Origin of the sequence: Piscirickettsia salmonis LF-89 = ATCC VR-1361 (assembly GCF_000297215.2) — a bacterium.
GTDB classification, from domain to species: Bacteria; Pseudomonadota; Gammaproteobacteria; order Piscirickettsiales; family Piscirickettsiaceae; genus Piscirickettsia; species Piscirickettsia salmonis.
The window spans coordinates 32,028-54,809 of sequence record NZ_AMFF02000080.1; the positions used below are offsets into that span (position 1 = coordinate 32,028).

Consider the following 22,782-nt stretch of genomic DNA (forward strand, 5'->3'; position numbering starts at 1 on the left):
ACGCAAGAGGTGATTATATGCGGCGAACATCGCGGGCTCTTCATGTGCGGCTATTGGGGCTCTGTAACGGGGCAGTATAAAGACGTTTCTTGGTGGTATGGTGACAGTTGTTCTAAGATCAACAGGTGCTGCCATGGCAGGTATTGTGAAGTCTAGTGGTGCTATGGTAGGAGCTGCTCGGATTGCACGCATTTGTTGGTGACGGGGATATATTAACTGTGGTCTGTAAGTTATCTGTGGTCTTTGGTCTGTAGAAGTTGCTGTTGCTGGGATTACAGGTAGCTGATGTATTGGCGGTGGCATGACCGTTCTGTGATGGTCTACTGTTGGGTGAGCCGCTTGTGGTTGTGGTCTATGGTTTGTGGAAGCAGTCGGGGTTGTATGTGTTGGCCTTCTGTGTGTGTTAGCTCTGCTGTGAGCTCTATATTGTGTTGATGACAGGGGCGTTCCTTGTGGTGCGAACGCTGTAGTAGTTGCTCCATAATTTACCGGAGAGGTAAAGGTTGAAAATGCTCCGTGGTGTGCTGGCGGTATAGGGTTTCTGTGTGTCGTGAGCCTAGGGCTTCTGTAATAATCAGGCATCCTGCGCTGAGTTATAGCGTTTGGTTGATAGGCAACGCTAGGTTCATTATCTGCTATCAGTAAGTCTACATTTTCTCTTGCAAAAAAATGCTGTATTAAATAAAACTCACCTTCTTGTCCTCGGAGAGGAGAAGTAAAAAACCAATTAAATGTGTTGAGATTGGGTAGGTTAGCACATTCTCTGAGGGTGTCTATGAAGTGATTACAACGATGTTGTGAGCCAAAATTAATAACAAAATCGCCACTTCTTGCTGTATAACAAGGAAAACTAAGAACATTAGCATTGTGAATCGGGATACGACCTTGAGGCCCGTACTCTACAGGAAAATGCCTTAAAAAAATGTCAGCCATTATGTTATTGGAAAAATGAAAGTGGATTTGATCGCCGGTTCTGCGAACTGTGATTCTCATAGAGTTAGATCCTTATCTCTGTACTTTAAAACTATTTAAACTCAGTTGTGATTCGTATTTAGAGGATATTGATTTAAAGGTAAAGAAATGTGTCAGAACTAAATTTTAAATAACTTAAAAAAGAAGTATAACTGTATATCTTGTTGTATAAATTAATAAATTATATATAGTTAGTGTTAATAATGACAGCGTTCCTTTGCTTTGACTTATCCTTGAAAATACCCTGAAAAATTGTGCTTTATTCTGGATTGATTTGTGAATGGTTAATATGAAAACAACAAAAGAATCTGTTAAGCTTAATGTTTGTTTTTTGTAAATTATTGGGCTGTTTTATAGGGCGGTGTTTGTGAAATATGAGCTGAGTATTGTTGTGAGTATAAGCTTGTTATAGAAGATTATGTGTTTGCAATTTTGTATTTGTGCAGGAGTGTTTAGTGTGTATCTTAGCCTAATCTAACATTATGCTTTAACTGGTAATTTAGTGTTGTCATGTTAGGTAATAAACCCCTTTGATTAGATCAAGAGGCTTAGGTTTTATGAGGCTTTATTTTACTTGAGCTAATGCGATATCTAGGGCAGGCTTAAACCAGGGCGTATAGTGTTCAGGTGACGTTTCAAGGGCTAAAATAAGCTTAGGAATAGTGATCCATTGATAATTATCGACTTCTAGCGGATTTACAGTAAATTCTTGCGGACGAAATTCAGCGATTAAGACATGATCGTATTCAAATTCAGTGAGGCCATTACTAAATTCGGCTTTATAAATAAAATGGCCGACAGGCGTTAGCGCTTGTGTAATTCCCATCTCCTCAAACAGGCGACGCTCTGCGGCGGCGCTAGTGGCTTCTCCTGGTCGCGGGTGAGAACAGCAGGTATTGGTCCAGAGACCGCCACAATGGTATTTTTGTGCTTGGCGCTGCTGAATTAATAACTCAAGTTGATTCTCACTATTTTTACGAAAAATAAATACAGAGAAAGCACGGTGTAATAAGGCATTTTCATGTGCACTGAGTTTTTCATCACTGCTGATTTCATTGTCATTTTCATCAACGAGGATGACATAGTCTGTATCTATAGTACTCACGCAGTAATATCCTTGAAGGGTTGAATTATTGTTATATTGGGAAAGTAATTTTGAATGATATTTTTATCTTTTTGCTGAAATAATAGCTTTAAATTAGGGCCGGCATCTTGGGTAAAATAAACCTCGAGACCGTCTTGGCGCAATTGCCAGATTGTCTGCATGGCACTGACTGTCTCAGCTGTTGAGTACATTAAGGCCGGTCGTGCACTGTGCATGGTCGCATGCATGGCCAGCGCATTGCCTTCTGCAATTTGGCCAAGGGCAGTAAAGTCATACTGTGTAATCGCTGTTTGTATGTGCTCTAGATCATTTTCGACGGTTTTAGGCCAGCTTGCATATAAAGGTGAGGTGGCTATGGTGTGCTGCATGCCGGCTCGAGAGCTCATAATCTTTTCACCGTGTTCGAAAATCACCAGGCCTATACAGAGTTCTGGCCATGTCTGATTTAAGCGATGAGCATAGCTATCACGGCCATCATCTAAAATACCGGCGTGCCAGTGGACAAAGCCGTGAAAAATTGAGCGCGCAGCACTGCCACTGCCAATACGCGCGAGGATAGAAAGAGTTTGTTCAGATAATTGCCAGTGATATAGATTATTAAGAGCTAATATTAATGCGGCAAAACCACAGGCGGAAGAGGCGAGTCCTGCGGCAATTGGAATATTACTTGTGGTGTTTACATGATAAGTTGTGTGAGGCTCTGGGCGAAAAAGGTCTAACATCGCGGTTAAGCGCTTAGAAAAAGCATGAGTTAAATCGACAGTTTGATCGTTTAAAATAAATGTATCTTGGTTTTTATTGCTGTGTATTCTTTCTTGTGCTTTTTCTTTGATTATTGTTTTGGCACCTAAATGAGCAAGACTGATCGATAAACTGTCTGTGAGGGGTAGGTTAAGCTCGGTTTGGCGCTTGCCCCAATATTTAACTAAGGCGATATTGCTAGGCGCAAAGGCGTGGCCTGTATCTTGTATTTGATTATGGTTGTTCAGTAAGAGAGAGCGAATATAATCTTGTTTAGTGATCATAACAAAAACCTGTCGGGCAAATGGCAGCGGGTAAATATTGGATGCCTTGTGCAGCATGTTCAGCGGTTAATCGCGGAGGGGTGGCTGTATGACTTAAGGCAATGATGCAATCACCAAGGCCGGAGCCGGAAATTTTTGCGGCGAAAATATTACGATCGGTAGTTAAGTGATCGATGATGTTTTGCAGCGTGTCATTATTAACCCCTAATTTTGTCATCAGTACTTGTTGAGTCGTCATGGCGGTTGCAAGTGTTGCAAGCCCCTCAATCACACCTGCATTATTGGTCAACGCCTTTAGGCCTTGTTGAGTGCATTGAGCAATTGCTTGATAAATCGCCGTTAATTTATTGGGTTTATTTTTAAATTGCTCGGCAACATGAGCGATGACAACAGGGGTGGGTGTTTTATACCCTGAATAAATTAAGTGAATATGCGGGTAGTGAAATTTAGGTTTTAGTGTTTGAATGTGTTGCTGGAGCTGTGCGTGTGGTGATGATAATTGAGGTTGATAATGCACAAGGCCGCCATAGACACTGGCGGCAACGTCAGCGCCGGAGCCTTGATTATTTTGTGCGGCACGTATGGCCCGATAAGCGAGGTTAAATAATAAATTAAGATTTACTTCTTGCTGTTTCTGCTGTGTATGGCGCAGTAATGCACCAAGTACAGCGACAGTGACGGCAGCAGAGGAGCCAAAACCGACAGTGGCTTTAAAATCTGCCCGAATAGTTAAATCAAAGCCCAATTGCAGCCTGTTATTGTTAATTTGGCTGGCTTGCTGAATAGCCGCTAAGACAAAGCGAAATTTCGCTGGAGTATTTTTTAATTGATCTTGTAATTGTGCTTTGGTGTTTGGCTGAGTGAATAGGCTAAGTGGGCATTGATAATAGCCGAGCTCTGAATTGATACTAATCGACTGGTCATCTCGTGGTTTTAGAGTGACAAAGATGCGTTTATCAAGCGCGCACACGAGGGCGGCTTCACCGGCTAAGACGGCATGTTCGCCAAGTAATAGTGTACTGCCAGGGGCTGAGGTATGAATTAATCGAGACATTCGACGCCGTGGTTGCTGATAGCGATAGTTTCAAGTTGATAGCCCTGTGCTTTGGCGATTTGCTCTGCTTGGTCGTAGTGGTCGCTGACGACAAGGACAATACCGGCGTGTTGACCGGTGACGGTGCCGGCACCGCAGATTTTTGCTGCTGCACCGGTGTCTTCTAAGGCGCTGATCAGGGTTTGGATCTTATTCGGTACGATGCCAAGCTCACACAGTAGGCGATGATTCGCGCGTACTGCCTTTATAAAAGCCGCTTGATTTTGATTGAGAATGGCGTGTTCTAATTGATTGGTGACAAGAGCAAATTGCTCAGTGAATGCTGGGTTTTTTTTAAAGTAATCTCGCGTTGCTTTGACGCATTCACCGGTAGTGCTTTCTGGTGTGCCGGTATTGATGACTCTTAGTGGGAAAGTAGGTGCAGGCAGTGTTTTGGATTCGCCTTGTTGGAACTGACGACAGCCACCATGTAAGCTGAGCATGATATCGATGCCACTAGATTGACCATGTTGCATATTTTCTGCGGTTAAGCTGAGTTCAAACTGCTCTTTATCTGAAATGCGCTGTTTAAAGAACAGCGACATTGCATAATTTAAGCTGACGATGCCGGCGGCTGAGGAGCCCATGCCACAGCCGATAGGAATATCGGATTCAGTGTGAATATTAACGCCATGAGCCAGTGTTGAAGGCTTGATCATATCGATGCTGTGACTGGCGGTAAATTGCAACAGCTCAAAGGGCTTTTGCAAGACGTCACGAATACCAAGCTCACCTTGCATAAAACGTTGGTGAGCGCGTTTAATGCGCTGTTTTAAATCGCTCAGCTTATCATAGCTATAGTCACTTTTGTGTTTTAAGCTCTCAAAATGAAAGCTTAAGTCTTGCTGTTGTTTGCTGACCGTTGTGGTTGTATAGCGATTGATGGCGATAGCAATGGCTGGCGCGCCATGAACAACGGCGTGTTCACCACTTAAAATAAGTTTACCGGGCGCGCGGGCATGAGTTTTGTCTGGGCTTTTATCGGCTGTGGCTTGATAAATACGTTTGTGATTATTAAAGCCAGAAAGGCGAAAGTGCCCGGTTGTATGTTCTGGGATAATTAAGCTGGAGCCATCTTTTGGGTAGTTGAAATTATAGAACTCTTCATACTTTGTCATGCTAAGCGCTGTGCGCGCTGTGATCATCTGTTGGTTCTCAGACGTTTGTAATACGCTTTGATAGTTTGTTTGGACGACGCCACTGAAAAACTCACCGACACAGCCAGAACCATAGCTGTAAAAGCCCAGGCGTTTGCCGGTTAAATCGTCTTGGCTTAAATCTAACAGTGATAATAAGCCAATATATAAAGATGCGGTATAGCAATTACCAACTTGTTTGCTATAGCGTAAACTGTCGCCAATTTCATTGTCTAAGGCCTGTTTTATTGGTCGCGGTTGTTGGTTAAGCATGGCCAGCTTTTGATGGGCTTTTTCCGCCAGTTTGGGGACTGGAATATGATATAAAAAGCGATCATGATCGCTATATTGACGCCCAGTGACTTGTTGGTAACGTAGCCAGGATTTTTTTAACGTTTCTAAATAAAGCTCGATGGAGTGTTTGCCTTCAACTAAGGCCTCATCACGGTAATTCGGTCGCCAAAAGTCCATGACATCTTGGGTGTGATAACCACTGCCCGGTTCAATGCGAATGAGGCGAGGTTGGTTGGATAGTACCATGGCAATGGCACCTGCGCCTTGTGAAGATTCGCCAGTGCTGCCGAGGCCATAACGGGCGATATCTGCAGCAATTAATAGGATCTTTTTATTTTTATCTACTTGCTGTTGTAGCATGGCCATCGCCATTTGTAGACCCGCTGTTGCGCTATAACAGGCTTGTTTTAATTCAATGACGCGGCAAAACTCAGGCAACTTGAGTAATTGGTGAACATAAATTCCTGCTGCTTTTGATTGGTCAATGCCGCTTTCTGTTGCAAACAGGACCGTATCAATGTCATTACTATTAATATCACGTAATGCTTTTTCCGCCGCATTGGCTGCCATAGTGACTATGCTTTCATCCGGGGCAGGAACGCCCATTTGATGTTGACCAAGGCCAATGTGAAGTTTTTTAATATCTATGTTACGAGCCTTGGCGAGCTCGTGCATGTCAAGGTGAAAATTAGGTGTATAAAAGCCGAGCGTATCGATTCCAACCTGTTGCATATTAATTGTTTCCACTGATGGTATGGCGTTGGTCACGCTCGAAGACGATATGGCTGTGCATGAGTTCACCCGGGTTGGTGAGGGCGGCCATTAATGAAAGTTCACCGCACAGAACGGTTGCACCGATAATCATGGCAAGGCGACGACGGTTGGCCCCTGCTGGAGCCTCTGGGTTATTGCAGCCAAGCAGTGTAAGGTTTTCTGTTACGAACTCATGGTGTTTGCCATTACCAACGGTGCCGACAATAATATTGGGTAAACTAACTGAAAAATGCAGTGAGCCATCAGCAAGTAGGTCAACATGAGTAATGCCTTGAGAACCTTCGACGATATTGGCAGCATCTTGTCCTGTCGCTAAATAAGTCGCCAGTAACATATTGGCAAAATGGGCATTGGCAGACAGTAACCCGCCTGAAATGATGCTACCGGTCAAGTTTTTTTTTGTATGCAGCGCGTGTATTTGCTCAGGTGGGGTGCGTAAGTGCTTTTGGCAAATGTCACGGGGGATGATGAGCTCGCTGACGACGTGTAGACCGCGACCGAGCAGGCCATTAACCGCAGACACTTTTTTATCAGTACACCAGTTACTGGAGACTGAAAGATAGCGCAACTCTTGATATTCGTTTAATAGCCACTGCATCAGTGCATCAGCTGATTTTGTCACCATATTGTGGCCGGATGCATCGCCTGGATGAATGGCAAGGCGCAGATATAGAGTATTGCCGATTAGGCGTGTTGTCAGCGCATCGAACTTGGCAAAGCGACTGGAGCCTTGAATAATAAGGGCAATATCTTCTTGACGCTCTTTTAGATTTTCGATCACCTCATAGCCATAGCGACTACTTGGAGCCTCAACAGCGATGGCTCGAGCCATATTATCACTTAAAATCATGTTGTCGATGCCGCCACACAGGCGTGATAGTTTAGCACCACGTGCAGTGGATGGCCAAAGTGTAGTTTCAAAGGTTGCCATGGGGACGCGAACTTCGGTTTTGCTATTTAGCTCTAAATTTTTTATTAATATTGGACCGATAGATTTCATCGGCACCGCTGCAAACTGCTTGGTCACTTTGGCTTACCTGCGTATGATCGTATAAAATTGGAGTACATCAAGACAAGTATTATCTTTGAAAGCACAGTGAAATGCAATCGACGCAAAGATTGCTTAGCAATGTCTTAATATTCTTAGATCGTTGTATATGTCGTTGTCATGAGCTTGTGGGCCTTTTGAAAATATGATGAGCGATTTAGCTAAGTCTTGGGATACTTTGTCTTGACGATGTAATTTGCTATGATGGGTGCGTTTTAAAGAAGTCTATAAATAAAGCAAAGCGCTGTAGAGCCAATAAAGGTTAAATGATAAAAGCGAGCCAAATACTAATGAAGAAGGTAATTGTAAGTGCATTACTGGGAGTGCTGGGGGCCACTGCGTGGGCAGCGCCTGCTGGGTTTGTGATTAAGAACATTGACATTGAAGGCTTGCAGCGCCTTTCTAAAGATCTTGTTCTAACAAATTTACCAGTCAAACAAGGACAAACATTAACCAGCCGTTTGTCTTCTGAAGCGATTCAAAACTTATATAATAGTGGTTATTTTAATAATGTTGAGCTAAAGCGTGATGGTCAGACACTGATTGTTACAGTGCAAGAGCGCCCGGTGATTGGTGAAATTGTCACTGAAGGTCACCACTCGATTCCAAAAGAGGCCCTACAACAAGCCTTAACCAGTACTGGGCTTGTGCAAGGTCATATTTATAATGGGTATTTATTAAAACAAATTAAGCAACAGCTGCAGGACGAAGAGTATAACCGTGGATTTTATAATGCACGGGTGACGACAAAAGTGACAGCGCTTGAGCGCAATCGTGTTAAGGTAGCCATTGATATTTCAGAAGGGATTCCCTCGGTGATCGGTGGTATCAGCATCGTAGGTAATCAAGTCTTTTCACGCAGTGAATTGCTGGATCAATTTAAGCTTTCTACACCGACACTGTTTTCTTTTATTACTGATAATGACAAGTATACGAAGCCGAAACTTGATACGGATATTAAAAGCCTGACTAATTTTTATATGAACCAGGGGTTTGTTGAGTTTCGTGTTAATTCTGAGACGGTATCTCTGTCCTCTGATCGTAAAAAAGTTTATATCAATGTGAATATTCATGAAGGTGAAAAATATCACTTATCAGCTTATCAGTTCATTGGTCATTCGGTGTTAAGTCAAGATCAACTGGATAAAATTGCTAAAAAACACCTGAAAGTAAACCAGTTTTTTTCACGAGAAGATTTACTTGCGGTGACTAGTGTAGTGAAAGCAGCCTTAGGTAATAAGGGCTATTTTTTTGCAACGGTTACACCCGTGCCTGAGGTCAATAAAGACAATCATACGGTTAGTGTTAATTTTGTTGTTGATCAAAAAAACCTGGTCTATATCAATCAAATTAAATTTATTGGTAATAATTCAACCAATGATAAAGTCTTGCGTCGGGGCTCTAATTTGTATGAAGGTGGCCTGATGACCACGCGTGGTCTGAATAATTCGAATCAATACTTAAATACCTTAGGTTATTTTGATTCTGTAAAGGCAACCACGCCCGTGGTCCCAGGTAAACCTGGCTATGTCAATGTTGATTATAAAGTCAAAGAAAATACCCGTCTAAACTCAGTCCAGTTTTCTATTGGCTACTCTCAACTGGATAAATTATTACTCGGTCTTGGTTATTCAACGCCGAATGTCTTAGGGACGGGCAACACCTTAAGCGCAAATATTTCTTGGTCACGGCCATCGCAAAGTATCAATGTCAGCTTTACTGACCCGTATTGGACTGAAAGTGGTATTAGCCGGACTTTAAGTGTCTATGGCAATAAGACCAATGCGGAAGAGCAAGGCTTAGCTGATTACTCGACAAATAGCTATGGTGCGTCAATGATTTTTGGTATTCCAGCAACATTACGCTCGAAAATTAATTTGGGTATGAGTGTTAATCATACGACGTTAAACCAAGGCACGAATAACTCAGTGACGGTGCAAAATTTTATTGATGAGCAAAATGGCAAAAAAAGCTATAACGACTATCGCCTTATTTTGGGCTGGTCATATACTAATTTGGATAAATGGCCATTCCCAACCAACGGTGAAAAATTAAGTGTTACAGGAACTATTACTGGTCCGGGCAGTGACCTGCTCTGGTATACGGGAACGGTTGATGGGCGTTGGTATCACCCGATTAATGACACCTTTACTTTATCCTTGCGTGGGCGTTTTGGTTATGGAAACTCGTATGGCTCAGGCAAAGGTGGTTTACCCTTCTTTAATAACTTTGGTGCTGGTGGCTGGTCTGGTTCGCCAACCTGGGGCATGATTCGTGGCTATGATACGTTAGGGCCGAACGATGCGATTGCTTGCAGTGATGGTACGCAAACATGTGAGGGGAATGCTATTGGCGGTAATTTATTGATTAATGCCGGTGCCAGTGTGTATTTTCCAATGCCACTTGTAAAAGATAGCTCGAAAATGCGCTTAGAGACGTTTTTTGATATGGGAAATGTCTATGATACAACGACTAATCGAGATACATATAATACAGCCAATAGCCATAAAAATTACTTAGGTGATAAAAGTCCGAGCTTATCAAATTTAGCCTATACCCTGGGTGTTGGTTTAGAGTGGTTCTCGCCATTAGGAGCGATTGATTTTAGCTTGGCAAGTACTTTAAATACGAAAGTTCAGGGGTCGCGGGCGGCCTTTCAGTTCTCGATTGGCACGGCATTTTAGTGTTATTTGCGCTTATTTTTAGTCGTAATATGAGACGTAATAATTGAATTTGTAATTGAAATAGTAATGAGGAAAACAAAATGAAAAAAATAGCGTTAACCATTATCTCACTGAGTTTGTTGGCTCCAGCTTTTGCTGCGGGGGCGGCGGCTGCTGAAAAATTGAAGGTGGGCGTGGTCAATTTACAAGCAGTCTTTAAAGCAGTGCCGCAAGGGGAAAAAGCCTTAAGTGCGGAGCGCATGAAATTAGAAGCAGAAAATAAAAAAGCGCTGGGTAGTTTGCAAGGTGAGCGCAAAACTTTACAAGATAAAGTTGCTGATTTTCAACGTAATTCACAAATTATGAGTGCAGCAGATAAAGAGAAAAAGCAAGCGGAAATCATGAAAGAAAATCAAGCGCTGCAACAAAAAGCCATTAACCTGCAACAAATGGCTCAGCAAGATGAGCAAAAAGTCCTGGCCAGTTTTAATAAAGCTGTCGGTGAAGCTGTCATGACGGTGGCTGAGAAACAGAAGCTAGATTTAGTTTTGCGTCAAGCGGCCACTTTATATGCACTTAAAACGATGAATATTACTCAGGCGATTATTGAGCAGATGGAAAAAACAGCTAAATAATAAAAACTAAATATTTATTGATATCAAGTGAAAATATAAGGATAACGGGTGATGGTAAAGAGCTTTTTAGCCACTGAAGTTGCAGCACATGTCGGTGGCAAGCTCTGTGGTGATGATATTGAGCTAACTCATATTGATGGGATTACTTCGGCAGGTCCTGGAGCCTTGACGTTTTTAACTGAGCCTAAATATGCAGCGATGTTGCCGCACAGCGAGGCGGCTTGTGTTTTTGTTAAAAGCCGTGATGGGCTCGAGGTAGGTTTAAATACGCGCTTAATTGAAGTGGCTAATGTCTATGTCGCTCATGCTCAAGCGATGGCATTGTTTTATCCTTTGCCACAGGTAAAGCCTGGTTGTCATGCCAGTGCGGTAATTGATGACAGTGCACAGATTCATGCATCGGCTGAAATTGGTCCCCATGTGGTGATTGAAGCTGGGGTTGTGATCGGTGCAGATTGCAAAATCAGCGCGGGCTGTTTTATTGGTGAAAACACTCAGCTGGGTGAGAGCTGTCGGCTCATGGCGAATGTAACTCTTTGTCATGATGTTAGCTTAGGTGATCGCGTGATGGTTCACAGTGGGACGGTGATTGGCTCGGATGGTTTTGGCAATGCCAATGATCAAGGTCGCTGGGTGAAGATTCACCATGTTGGCCGTGTGATTATTAAAAATGATGTTGAAATTGGTGCTGGAACAGCAATCGATCGTGGCGTTTTAGGTGATACGGTGATTGGTGAGGGAGCAAGACTAGATAATTTAATTCAAGTCGCTCATAATGTGTCGGTTGGCGCGCATACGGCAATTGCAGGCAGTGTTGGCATTGCAGGTAGCGCAACCATAGGTAAATATTGTATGATTGGCGGCGGTACAGGAATTGCGGGGCATGTCAGTATTCATGATGGTTGCATTGTGACCGGCATGACGATGGTCACTAAGTCGATTCAACGGCCGGGGGTGTATTCTTCGGGAATTCCTGTGAAGCCACAGAAAATATGGCAAAAAAATGTCGCACGCTTTAATCGCAGCAGTGAGCTGGCAAAACGCGTGAGTGTGTTAGAAAAACAACTTAAAGAGTTAATTGAACAAAAGGCAACATCCTAATGGCAGACGAGATTGATATGGACAAGATGGATATCCAGGCGATTTTAGAGCATTTGCCGCATCGCTATCCTTTTTTATTGATCGATCGTGTACTCTCTTTAGAGCCAGAAAAATCTCTGGTGGCGATTAAGAATGTGACGATTAATGAGCCTTATTTTCAAGGCCATTTCCCAAAATACCCCGTAATGCCAGGAGTTTTGATTGTTGAGGCGCTTGCTCAAGCCACGGGTGTGTTGGCGTTTAAATCAATGGGCGTGCTGCCGGGTGAGAATCGTATTTTTCTCTTGGCAGGGGTTGATAATACACGCTTTAAGCAGCCTGTATTGCCAGGTGACCAGCTGCATCTTGAAGTTGAGATTGTCTCATCTAAGCGTAATATTTTTAAGTTCAAAGCTCAGGCGAAAGTAGACGGTAAATTGGTCTGTTCTGCAGAAATGATGGGCGCATATAAGGAAGTCCAATAGTGATTGATGAACGTGCAATAGTTCACCCGACAGCGAAAATTGCAGATAACGTCAGTATTGGCCCTTGGAGCTTAATTGGCCCCAATGTTGAAATTGGCGAAGGTACTGAGATTGCCTCTCATGTGGTGATCAATGGCCCAACACGCATAGGCAAAGATAATAAGTTTTATCAATTTGCGTCGATCGGTGAAGACCCTCAAGATAAGAAATACCAAGGTGAAGATACTTGGTTGGAGATCGGTGACCGCAATACTTTTCGTGAGTGTTGTACCATTAATCGTGGCACAGGTGTTGGTGGTGGTGCGACACGTATTGGTAATGATAATTTATTTATGGCGTATGTGCATGTTGCCCATGACTGTATTATCGCGAATCATACGGTATTTTCGAATAATTCGGGTGTGGCAGGTCATGTCTATATCAATGACCATGTGACGCTTGCTGCATTTGCTGGGGTGCATCAATTTTGTAAAGTCGGTGAGCATTCGTTTGTCGCTCGGCATACTAATATTGTGCAGGATTTACCACCCTATATGTTGGCGGCGGGTGGTTATAACGCGACGGTCTATGGTTTAAATGTTGAAGGCTTAAAGCGTCGTGGCTTTAATGCAGATACTTTATTGCGTTTGCGCCGTGCTTATAAAGTGATTTATCGTCAAGGGTTAACCGTGCCTGAAGCCTTAACCAAATTGGCTGACATGATAGATGAGTGCCCAGAAGTTAAAGCATTGATCGACTTTTTACAACAATCTGAGCGTGGTATTGTACGTTAATTAAGCGTATTACAACTCATGACTCAAATTGCCATTCTTGCAGGTGAAGCCTCAGGAGATTTGCTCGGCGCAGGTCTTTGTGAGGCTTTATTTGCAATAGATCCTAAGCTTGAATTGACTGGGGTGACGGGTCCATTAATGGAAAAAGCCGGTTGTACTCGCATTGCCTCAATCGATCGTTTATCGGTTATGGGGTTTTCTGCTGTCATTGCTAAGCTGCCGAGTATTATTGCGTTTCATTATGAGTTATTGGCATATTTTAAAAAAAATAAACCAGACCTAATTATTGCCATTGATGCGCCTGATTTTAATTTACGCTTGGAAAAAAAATTAAAGCATCTTGATATTCCAGTGATTCATTATGTTAGCCCAACGGTGTGGGCGTGGAAAGAAAAGCGCATTTATAAGGTTCAAGCGGCGTGTGATATATTACTCACTATTTTCCCTTTTGAGCCAGATTATTACAAAAAAATTCATCATCCAGCGTATTTTATTGGTCATCCCTTGGCTGATCAAATTCCCTTAGTGCTTAATCGTCATGATGCGTGTCGGGCTTTAGGTTTGGATAAGGCCAAGCGCTATGTTGCTTTATTGCCTGGCAGTCGCCGCAGTGAACTTGAGCTATTAGGCCCTGAGTTTTTAAAAACAGCTAAGCTGTTAGTGCAAAAATATGCAGATTTAGAATTTATTACACCGATGGCGAATAAGGCGCGTTTAACAGAATTTAGAAAATTATGTCAAGAAGTGGCGCCTGAGCTAATTATTCATAGCTTTTTAGGGCAAACTGGTAATGTGGTCACGGCCAGTGAGGTTGTTTTAGTCACCTCAGGGACAGCAACGTTAGAGACGATGTTATTAAAGCGGCCGATGGTTGTGGCCTATAAAATGTCAGCATTTAATTATTTTTTAGCTAAGCGTTTCGTAAAAACACCGTTTATTGCGATGCCGAATATTCTTGCGAGTCAAGTGTTGGTGCCTGAGATGATTCAAGACCAAGTGCAAGCTGAGCTTTTATATAACGAGTTAGTTTATTGGCTAGATCACCCTGAGAAAGTAACCCGCTTAAAAGATCGCTTTAATCAGCTTCATCAGTTACTTAAAAAAAATGCCAGTGAAAATGCAGCAAAGATTGCATTGGATTTACTTGAATCTAAGTCCAAAAAAGAGCACTGATCATATCACCATCATACAGAAGACCGAGTTAGGTCTAGCGTGTTGGTCCGGTGATTTAAAAAAATATTAAGTTAAGTTAGGTGAAAGAGTGAATGTAAGAATAAGTTCGAGCAGTTTTTTTATATTGGTTTAAGTTATTAAGTTAAATCGATGCAGTTTCAGTTTAGAATTAAAAATTAAATATAAAAATGATATATAGAGAATAAATAACAATGTTAATTGCTGGAGTGGATGAAGTCGGCCGGGGGCCCTTGGTCGGTGCTGTTGTTACCGCGGCGGTGATATTAGACCCTCAGCGGCCGATAGAAGGATTAGCTGATTCTAAAAAATTGACCGAGAAAAAGCGTGAGTACTTGTATGAGCAAATTAAAGAGCGGGCTTTATGTTATGCGCTAGGGCGCGCTGAAGTTGCTGAGATTGATGATTTAAATATTTTACATGCAACCATGCTGGCGATGCGCCGTGCGGTATTGGCTTTGCCGCTGGTGCCAGATAAAGTGTTGGTGGATGGTTCACGTGTGCCGGATTTACCGATGGCAAGTGAAGCGATTATTAAAGGCGATATGAAAGAAGCCTGTATTAGTGCCGCATCGATCTTAGCAAAAGTAACACGAGATCGAGAAATGATTGAATTAGAGCGACAGTATCCAGGCTATGGCTTTGCCAAGCACAAAGGTTATCCGACCAAGGTTCACTTGGAGGCTCTGTTACGCTTAGGGGCGACGCCTGAGCACCGGCGTTCGTTTGCGCCTGTACAGCGTGTATTAGCAGAGCTGGCTTGAAGTTTATAATTTAGGGTTAAGATGTGTCTGAAGCTGAAGCATTGAGAGTGTTACCACAATTTGTCCATTTGCGTGTGCATACCGAGTATTCGTTGATTAAAGGCATAGTGCGTATTAAATCCTTAATTCAGTCAGTGCAAGCGCAAGGAATGCGTGCTGTGGCGATGACTGATCATGCTAATTTATTTGGCCTGATTAAATTTTATCGCGCAGCACGTGATGCCGGCATTAAGCCGTTGGTAGGTGCTGAGATCTGGGTGCAGCATGAAGGCGATCAGACGCGTTACCCATTATTATTGCTTTGTCAGAATAAACAAGGCTATGACAATTTGTGTAGCTTGCTTTCTAAGGCTTATCTATATGGTCAGGTTGGTGATGAGGCGATCATTCAAAGTGGCTGGCTTATAGAGTGCAGCGGTGGTTTAATTGCGTTATCCGGCGGTAAAAAAGGTGATATTGGTCAAGCCTTATTACAAGAAAAACGTGATTTGGCAAACGCGCGTTTACATGCTTGGTGTGAGCTATTTCCCGGGCGCTTTTATCTAGAACTGCAACGTACTTCACGTGAGCAAGATGAGGACTATATTCACAGTGCCGTCGTGTTGGCAAGCGAAGCTCAGGTGCCTGTTGTTGCTACTAATGATGTTTGTTTTTTAAAAAAAGACGATTTTGATGCCCATGAAGCACGGGTGTGTATTCATGATGGTGTGGTGCTGATTGATCCCAGACGTGAGAAAAATTATTCTAGCATGCAATATTTACGCTCAGAAACAGAGATGGCTGAGCTTTTTGCTGATATTCCAGAAGCATTGAAAAATTCTATAGAAATTGCAAAGCGCTGTAATTTAACCTTGAATCTAGGTCAGCCGTATTTACCCAATTTTCCGATTCCTGTAGGTAAAACCACAGAAGAGTATTTTATTGAGCAAGCGCGTGATGGCTTGGCAAAGCGTTTGGAGGTTTTACTCGATCAAGCGCAATATTCATCAGAGGATGCATATCAGTCGCGTCAACAAGTCTATTTGGATCGCTTGGATTTTGAACTTAACGTGATTAATCAAATGGGCTTTGCCGGTTACTTTTTAATCGTTGCTGACTTTATTTCTTGGGCGAAAGAAAAGCAAATTCCAGTTGGGCCGGGGCGGGGCTCCGGTGCGGGGTCACTGGTTGCGTATTCATTATTGATTACAGACTTAGATCCATTGGCCTATGATTTGCTGTTTGAGCGCTTTTTAAACCCTGAACGGGTGTCAATGCCTGACTTTGATATTGACTTTTGCATGGAAGGCCGCGATCGCGTGATTGGCTATGTGGCTGAGACCTATGGGCGCTATTCGGTCTCGCAAATTATTACCTTTGGTGCGATGGCAGCAAAAGCGGTTGTGCGTGATGTTGGCCGTGTGTTAAGTCAACCGTATGGCATGGTTGATAAAGTTGCTAAATTAATTCCAAATGATTTAGGTATGACCTTAACCAAGGCCTTGGCTGAATCGGACGAACTCTCTGAACGCTATCAAAACGAAGAAGATATTGCGGCTTTAATTGATTTGGCCTTAAAGCTAGAAGGGGTGACGCGTAATGTCGGACGTCATGCCGCTGGTGTTGTGATTGCGCCATCTGTGGTCAGTGATTATACGCCGATTTATTGTGAATCTGGCTCTAATAGCTTAATTACGCAATTTGATAAAGACGATGTTGAATCAGCAGGGCTGGTCAAATTTGACTTTTTAGGTCTTAGAACCTTGACGATTATTGATTGGGCATTGAAAGCGATAAATACACGATTAGCGACTGAAAATAAAGAAAGTATTGATATTACTCGTATTGCCTTGGATGATGTGAAGGCATTTGATGTGCTTAAAGCCTGTCAGACCACGGCGGTGTTCCAGCTAGAATCACGCGGTATGAAAGAGTTGATTCACCGCTTACAGCCTGATTGTTTTGAAGATATCATCGCCTTAGTTGCCCTTTATCGGCCTGGGCCATTGGGCTCTGGTATGGTGGATGATTTTATTAACCGTAAGCATGGCCGTGCTGAAATTGAGTACCCTCATCCAAGTTTAGAGGCCTGTTTAAAACCGACGTATGGGGTGATTTTATACCAAGAGCAGGTGATGCAAATTGCTCAGGTGCTCTCAGGTTATACCCTGGGTGGGGCGGATATGCTGCGCCGGGCGATGGGGAAGAAAAAGCAAGAAGAAATGGACCGGCAGCGAGTAATCTTTGTCGAAGGTGCCGTAAAAAATAATGTTGATAAAGAGCAAGCGTCAGCGATTTTTGATTTGGTCGATAAATTTGCCGGTTATGGCTTTAATAAATCTCACTCGGCGGCGTATGCGTTACTCTCTTATCAAACCGCGTGGTTAAAAGCCTATTATCCGGCGGAGTTTATGGCCGCGGTATTGTCCGCTGATTTAGATAATACGGATAAGGTCGTTTTACTTATTCAAGAGTGTGATAGCTTAAAGCTTAATGTTATCTTTCCGCACGTTAATCATAGTCAATACCAGTTTACCGTGAATGATCAGGGAGCGGTGGTTTATGGTTTGGGGGCGGTGAAGGGTGTTGGTCGTATGCCGATTGATGAGCTGATTAAGACGCGTCAAAGTGGACCGTTTACTGATTTATTTGATTTTTGTTTGCGCGTGGACTTAAAGAAGTTTAATAAACGTGTATTTGAAAGCTTAATTCGTGCTGGAGCATTCGATGGTTTAGGGCCGCACCGAGCCAGTTTGCTGGAAAATTTGCCGCGGGCCTTGCAATTTGCCGAGCAACAGCAAATGAATCAACAGCAGGGGATTAATGATTTATTTGCCTTAGCTGAAGCACCTGAGTCAGGTTCAGCGCGCATGTCCGTTAAAACACCAGAGTTGATTGCGGTTGAAAAATGGCCTGATGATATTCGTCTAAAAGCTGAAAAAGAAACGTTGGGCTTGTATTTAAGTGGCCACCCGATTGATCAATACTTAGCTGAAATTTCAGCGTTGACGACCTGTCGTTTGGCTGATTTACAAGTGACATCGACGAAAAAAACGGTGGTCATTGCCGGGATTGTGGTTGCCTTACGGGTGATGAAAACCAAGCGTGGGACGCGCATGGCAATTTTAACCTTGGATGACCATGGTGCGCGTGTTGAGATGGCGGTATTTAGTGAGAGTTTTGAGGCTGCACGTGAATTATTGGTGATCGATGAGTTGGTGGTGGTTGAAGGTGAGGCTGGTATTGATGATTATAGTGGTCAACGTAAGATCAGTACTAAAAATGTCTGGAATCTGCAAAGCGCTCGTGAGCAATTTGCGTCGCATTTATTACTAAAAATACAGAGTCAGGATTTAGATATAGTGGCGTTTAAACACTTGCTTGAAGACTATCGTGGTGAATGTCCGGTCCGTATTGATTATTACACAAGCTCGCAATTAAAAGGGCAGCTGCGCTTAGGCATGGACTGGCGAGTGTGTTTGGCGGATGAGTTTATTGTTAAGCTAAAACAAGGATTTACAGATCAGGGGGTTGAGGTATGTTATGCTTAGCTTGATTTTTCCAAATGGCAATGGCAAGATAGGCGTTTTGCCTGGCCTTCTTACATTCGAGTGGGAAGTTAAATTAGATGAATTTAAATTTTTTAGATTTTGAGCAACCGATTGCTGAATTAGAAGCGAAGATTGAGACGCTACGTAGTGTCTCAAATTCAGATATTAATATCAGTAATGAGATTGAATCGTTAGAAGAGAAAAGCCGTAAACTGACTGAGTCGATTTTTTCGAACTTGAGTGCATGGCAGGTGATTCAGCTGGCACGTCATCCTCAGCGTCCTTATACGTTGGATTATATTAAACATGTCTTCACTGAGTTTGATGAATTGCATGGCGATCGTGCTTTTGCCGATGACAAGGCGGTGATTGGTGGTGTGGCGCGCTTAAATGACCGGCCAGTGATGGTGATAGGTCAGCAAAAGGGCCGTGATGCGAAAGAGCGGACGTATCGTAATTTTGGTATGCCACACCCAGAAGGCTACCGTAAGGCATTACGCTTGATGAAGATGGCAGAACGCTTTAAATTGCCGGTAATTACGTTTATTGACACACCGGGAGCCTATCCTGGTGTCGGTGCGGAAGCCCGTGGTCAAGCTGAGGCGATTGCGCGTAATTTATTTGAAATGTCGAAGCTACGTGTACCGGTGATTTGTTGTGTGATTGGTGAGGGCTGTTCGGGTGGCGCGCTAGGCATTGGTGTGGGTGATGTGACCTTAATGCTGCAATACAGCTATTATGCGACCATTTCACCTGAAGGCTGTGCGGCGATTTTATGGCATACGGCAGAAAAAGCCTCGGATGCAGCTGAAATCATGGGGATTACCGCAGATCGTTTGCTTGAGCATGGCATTGCTGATGAAATTATTGCTGAACCCTTAGGGGGGGCACATCGCGATCTGTTAACGGTGAGCCAAACCATTCGTGATAGCTTGTCCAGTCGTGTTGAGCGCTTGAAAGCGTTACCCATCGAAGAGGTTCTAGAAGGACGCTATCAACGCTTTATGCGCTATGGAACCTTTGAAACACGCAGTTAGTCCTGTTGGTGTGACGGGGTTGGGAAGCGATGATAAGGATGCGATTAGCGATGCTTTAACAAGCTGCCTGCCACGCCTGATAGGCGCACGGCAGCTGTATTTAGGTTTCAGTGGTGGTCTTGATTCCCGTGTTCTTTTAGCCGCATTGATGCGGTTAGCAGAGCATTACCCACACTATCAAATTAAAAATAAACTCACTGCAGTCCATGTTCATCATGACTTAAATGCTCAGGCGGATGCTTGGGCTGAGTACTGCCAGTGTGTTTGTCAGTCTTACCAAATTAATTTTATTTGTGAGAAAGTCAGTCTGAATTTAAGTCAATTATCTTCGGGACTTGAAGCGGCTGCTCGCACAGCCCGTTATGGGGTGTTTAAAAAATTCATGCAAGAGAGTGACCTATTATTGTTAGGTCAACATGGCGATGACCAGATTGAGACGGTCTTATTGCAGCTGTTTCGCGGTGCCGGGCCACAGGGTTTGGCAGCGATGGCTAAAGAGTCTCAATTTTCAGCTGACGATGACCGTATAGTCTTGCGGCCATTGTTAGAACTTAAGCAAATTGATTTAGCGCATTATGCGCGCGATCATCAGCTAGACTGGGTGCATGATGATTCAAATGATAATTTAAGGTTTGAGCGCAATTTTTTACGTCATCAAGTGTTACCTAATTTGCATCAACGTTATCCTGGATTAATTGATACAGTTGGTCGTAGTGCACGTTTATGTGCTGAGCATAATGAGTTGCTTAATGCCTATGTACAGGAGGATTTAGTTAAGCACCTTACTCATCAGGGTCAAAGTAACGTGGGTAATAATTATTTAAATTTAAATTTAAATAATAGTCTATGTTCTAAATATTGCTTGAGCTTATTTAAGCTTGCAGGATTTGAGGCTTATTCCTTGGCGCGTCAAAAGGCCTTGATTCGTGCTTGGCTTGCCCACTCTCAGGTGCTGATGCCAAGTGAAGTAAAGCTTACTCACTTAATTCATGATGTCTGTTTGGCTAAAGTTGATGCTCAGCCCATGCTGACATGGGGACATTGGCTATTGCGTCGTTATCATGGCCATTTGTATTTATTTGATCAACAACAAGACGATAGTCATCATTGCTGTGCTTATCATTTACAAGAACAAACCTGGGGTGGTGAAACAGTCACGCTTGAAAATGGCCAGGTCATCTCAAGTCAGCATTTAGTTGACCTGGGTGTAGATTTGGCACACTGGGATTGGCAAGGCGTGACGATTGGCTTGCGACAAGGCGGTGAGCGTTTTCACCCTCAAGGGCATCCGCATTCGCAGCCGTTAAAAAAGTTTTTACATGCACAAAAAATCCCGCCTTGGTTACGTGAGCAGCTAATTTTGGTCAAACGCGATCAAAAAACAGTGGCAATTTTAGGTCTTGCTCTGGCCGCGCAGGGCGAGTAATCAAAAAGAAATAATGGTAGAGGACTTTAATATATATGTTCGGGCTGATTAAGCAAACAACAGCAAGTGTCAAAGATGAGGTTTTATCCGGGGTTACGGTAGCGATGGCGCTGGTTCCTGAGGCGGTTGCGTTTTCCTTGGTTGCACATGTTGCCCCTTTAGTGGGTTTATATGCGGCTTTTATTATGTGTACATTGGCGGCGATTTTAGGTGGGCGACCAGGGATGATCTCTGGGGCGACCGGGGCGATGGCGGTTGTTATCGTTGGTTTGGTCTCGCAATACCCAGGTTGGCAAGGCTTACAATACCTTTTTGTGACGATTATTATGACTGGAATTTTAGAAATTTTAATCGGTGTGCTGCGCTTAGGGCGTGTGGTGCGAATGTTACCACAGCCGGTAATGTTTGGTTTTGTGAATGGCTTGGCGATTGTCATTTTCTTAGCGCAACTCAAGCAGTTTCAGTTTAACGATGCGAATGATGTGATACAGTGGGTCAGTGGCAATTCATTGTATATTATGCTGGGTTTAGTTGCATTAACGATGGTGATTGTCTATGCATTGCCTAAGATTACGCGCTTTCTACCTGCGGCATTAGTAGCGATTTTAGTAGTTACGGCACTTGTGCATATGTTTGGCTTAGAGACGCGCACAGTGGGTGATCTGGCATCAACGGCAGGAGGTTTTCCTAAGTTTCATGTGCCGGATGTTATTTTAAACTGGCAGACGATTAAAATCTGTTTGCCGTATGCGGTGATTTTAACCATTGTTGGCCTGACAGAATCACTCATGACCTTAACGTTGATTGATGAGCTGACCGAAACGCGCGGTCAGGAAAATCGAGAATGCGTAGCCCAAGGAGTTGCTAATATCACCTGTGGGTTTTTCGGTGGTATGGGGGGCTGCGCAATGATTGGTCAAAGTATGATCAATATTAACTCCGGAGCACGTCGACGTTTATCAGGTATTATTGCAGGCTTAGGCTTATTAACGATTATTCTGGTTGCCTCGCCACTCATTGCGCAGATTCCCTTAGCAGCATTAGTTGGCATTATGTTTATGGTGGTGATTGGAACGTTTGAATGGTCTAGTTTTAGAATTTTACACAAGATCCCAAAAGTCGATGCCTTTGTGTTAGTTCTCGTATCGGCAGTGACAGTATTTAGTAATCTGGCAACCGCCGTGATTGTTGGTGTGATCGTCGCAGCTTTAGCCTTCGCTTGGAAAAGTGCCAAGAATACTCACTCTAAAACCTATATTAATGAGGCAGGTAGTAAAGTCTACCAACTGGAAGGGCCATTATTTTTTGCCTCAGTATCTAATTTTAAATCGCTATTTACGCCGTATGACGACCCTGAGGATGTGATCGTTGATTTTGATAACTCGCGTGTGTGTGATCATTCGGCGTTAGAGGCGATTAACCAGCTGGCTGAACGCTATGATGCTGTGAATAAAACGTTGCACCTAAGGCATTTAAGTGCAGATTGTCGAGTCTTATTATCGAAGGCAAAAAATAAAGTTGAGGTGAATATCTTGGAAGATCCCACCTATCGAGTTGCTGAATAAAATACTAGGGAGCTTTAGCTCCCTTTTTTGTTTTTATATCAAAACAGCTGGTGTGGACAATGTGGTGTGGGTATATGAGTAGTAATTTATATGCTGCTGCTAAGAAGTAGAATTTAAGGGAGAAACTTAGATAAATTGACGCGAAACAGGTTGGTTTATCAGAGGCTGGAGACGGCAGTCAATAAG

Annotated in this window: 16 protein-coding genes; 11 read left to right on the forward strand and 5 right to left on the reverse strand. The window is 43.3% G+C overall.

The features are described 5' to 3' along the window. Nucleotides 1-1,537 precede the first annotated feature (1,537 nt). The 5 genes from idi to C200_RS08600 are packed head-to-tail and all read right to left on the reverse strand — an operon-like array spanning nucleotide 1,538 to nucleotide 7,426. Nucleotides 1,538-2,077: an isopentenyl-diphosphate Delta-isomerase gene (idi, locus tag C200_RS08580; protein WP_016209393.1), complete on the reverse strand. Its 540-nt coding sequence runs from the start codon at nucleotides 2,075-2,077 to the stop codon at nucleotides 1,538-1,540. Beyond that, nucleotides 2,074-3,102: a diphosphomevalonate decarboxylase gene (gene mvaD / locus C200_RS08585; RefSeq protein ID WP_016209364.1), complete on the reverse strand. Its 1,029-nt coding sequence runs from the start codon at nucleotides 3,100-3,102 to the stop codon at nucleotides 2,074-2,076. The genes idi and mvaD overlap by 4 nt, the downstream gene beginning before the upstream one ends. Beyond that, a complete protein-coding gene (locus C200_RS08590) occupies nucleotides 3,092-4,156 on the reverse strand; it encodes a mevalonate kinase family protein (RefSeq protein WP_016209394.1) in 1,065 nt (354 codons plus the stop codon). Before C200_RS08590 ends, mvaD begins: the two co-directional genes overlap by 11 nt. Next, nucleotides 4,144-6,357, reverse strand: a complete 2,214-nt coding sequence (locus C200_RS14980; protein ID WP_080664815.1) for a hydroxymethylglutaryl-CoA synthase — start codon at nucleotides 6,355-6,357, stop codon at nucleotides 4,144-4,146. The genes C200_RS08590 and C200_RS14980 overlap by 13 nt, the downstream gene beginning before the upstream one ends. 1 nt (nucleotide 6,358) lies before the next feature. Next, nucleotides 6,359-7,426: a hydroxymethylglutaryl-CoA reductase gene (locus C200_RS08600; protein WP_016209401.1), complete on the reverse strand. Its 1,068-nt coding sequence runs from the start codon at nucleotides 7,424-7,426 to the stop codon at nucleotides 6,359-6,361. Between the two features lie 311 nt (nucleotides 7,427-7,737). On the opposite strand from C200_RS08600, the gene bamA reads away from it, so the two are divergent. The 11 genes from bamA to C200_RS08655 all read left to right on the forward strand — a co-directional run bounded on the left by bamA (nucleotide 7,738) and on the right by C200_RS08655 (nucleotide 22,596). Next, complete coding sequence (bamA, locus tag C200_RS08605) at nucleotides 7,738-10,131, forward strand: outer membrane protein assembly factor BamA (protein ID WP_129556472.1); 2,394 nt, start codon at nucleotides 7,738-7,740, stop codon at nucleotides 10,129-10,131. An 80-nt stretch (nucleotides 10,132-10,211) separates the two neighbouring features. Beyond that, the gene (locus C200_RS08610; protein WP_016209381.1) at nucleotides 10,212-10,745 is read left to right on the forward strand and encodes an OmpH family outer membrane protein; all 534 of its coding nucleotides are present in this window, start codon (nucleotides 10,212-10,214) and stop codon (nucleotides 10,743-10,745) included. A 51-nt stretch (nucleotides 10,746-10,796) separates the two neighbouring features. Continuing rightward, entirely contained in the window at nucleotides 10,797-11,846 is a 1,050-nt protein-coding gene (gene lpxD, locus C200_RS08615) for a UDP-3-O-(3-hydroxymyristoyl)glucosamine N-acyltransferase (RefSeq protein WP_016209391.1), read from the forward strand. Next, entirely contained in the window at nucleotides 11,846-12,310 is a 465-nt protein-coding gene (fabZ, locus tag C200_RS08620) for a 3-hydroxyacyl-ACP dehydratase FabZ (RefSeq protein ID WP_032126582.1), read from the forward strand. The genes lpxD and fabZ overlap by 1 nt, the downstream gene beginning before the upstream one ends. Continuing rightward, the gene (lpxA, locus tag C200_RS08625; protein WP_016209377.1) at nucleotides 12,310-13,083 is read left to right on the forward strand and encodes an acyl-ACP--UDP-N-acetylglucosamine O-acyltransferase; all 774 of its coding nucleotides are present in this window, start codon (nucleotides 12,310-12,312) and stop codon (nucleotides 13,081-13,083) included. Before fabZ ends, lpxA begins: the two co-directional genes overlap by 1 nt. A gap of 18 nt (nucleotides 13,084-13,101) precedes the next feature. Beyond that, nucleotides 13,102-14,256, forward strand: coding sequence for a lipid-A-disaccharide synthase (gene lpxB, locus C200_RS08630; RefSeq protein ID WP_016209376.1), 1,155 nt, complete (start codon nucleotides 13,102-13,104; stop codon nucleotides 14,254-14,256). A 212-nt stretch (nucleotides 14,257-14,468) separates the two neighbouring features. After that, nucleotides 14,469-15,038, forward strand: a complete 570-nt coding sequence (gene rnhB, locus C200_RS08635; protein WP_032126583.1) for a ribonuclease HII — start codon at nucleotides 14,469-14,471, stop codon at nucleotides 15,036-15,038. Nucleotides 15,039-15,061: 23 nt separating this feature from the next. After that, nucleotides 15,062-18,568 (forward strand): DNA polymerase III subunit alpha, encoded by a 3,507-nt coding sequence (gene dnaE, locus C200_RS08640; RefSeq protein WP_016209365.1) that lies wholly within the window; start codon nucleotides 15,062-15,064, stop codon nucleotides 18,566-18,568. A 77-nt stretch (nucleotides 18,569-18,645) separates the two neighbouring features. Beyond that, the gene (locus C200_RS08645; protein WP_016209366.1) at nucleotides 18,646-19,605 is read left to right on the forward strand and encodes an acetyl-CoA carboxylase carboxyltransferase subunit alpha; all 960 of its coding nucleotides are present in this window, start codon (nucleotides 18,646-18,648) and stop codon (nucleotides 19,603-19,605) included. Continuing rightward, nucleotides 19,580-21,031, forward strand: coding sequence for a tRNA lysidine(34) synthetase TilS (tilS, locus tag C200_RS08650; protein ID WP_016209374.1), 1,452 nt, complete (start codon nucleotides 19,580-19,582; stop codon nucleotides 21,029-21,031). The genes C200_RS08645 and tilS overlap by 26 nt, the downstream gene beginning before the upstream one ends. A gap of 35 nt (nucleotides 21,032-21,066) precedes the next feature. Then, a complete protein-coding gene (locus C200_RS08655) occupies nucleotides 21,067-22,596 on the forward strand; it encodes a SulP family inorganic anion transporter (RefSeq protein ID WP_016209368.1) in 1,530 nt (509 codons plus the stop codon). The last annotated feature ends 186 nt before the right edge of the window (nucleotides 22,597-22,782 follow it).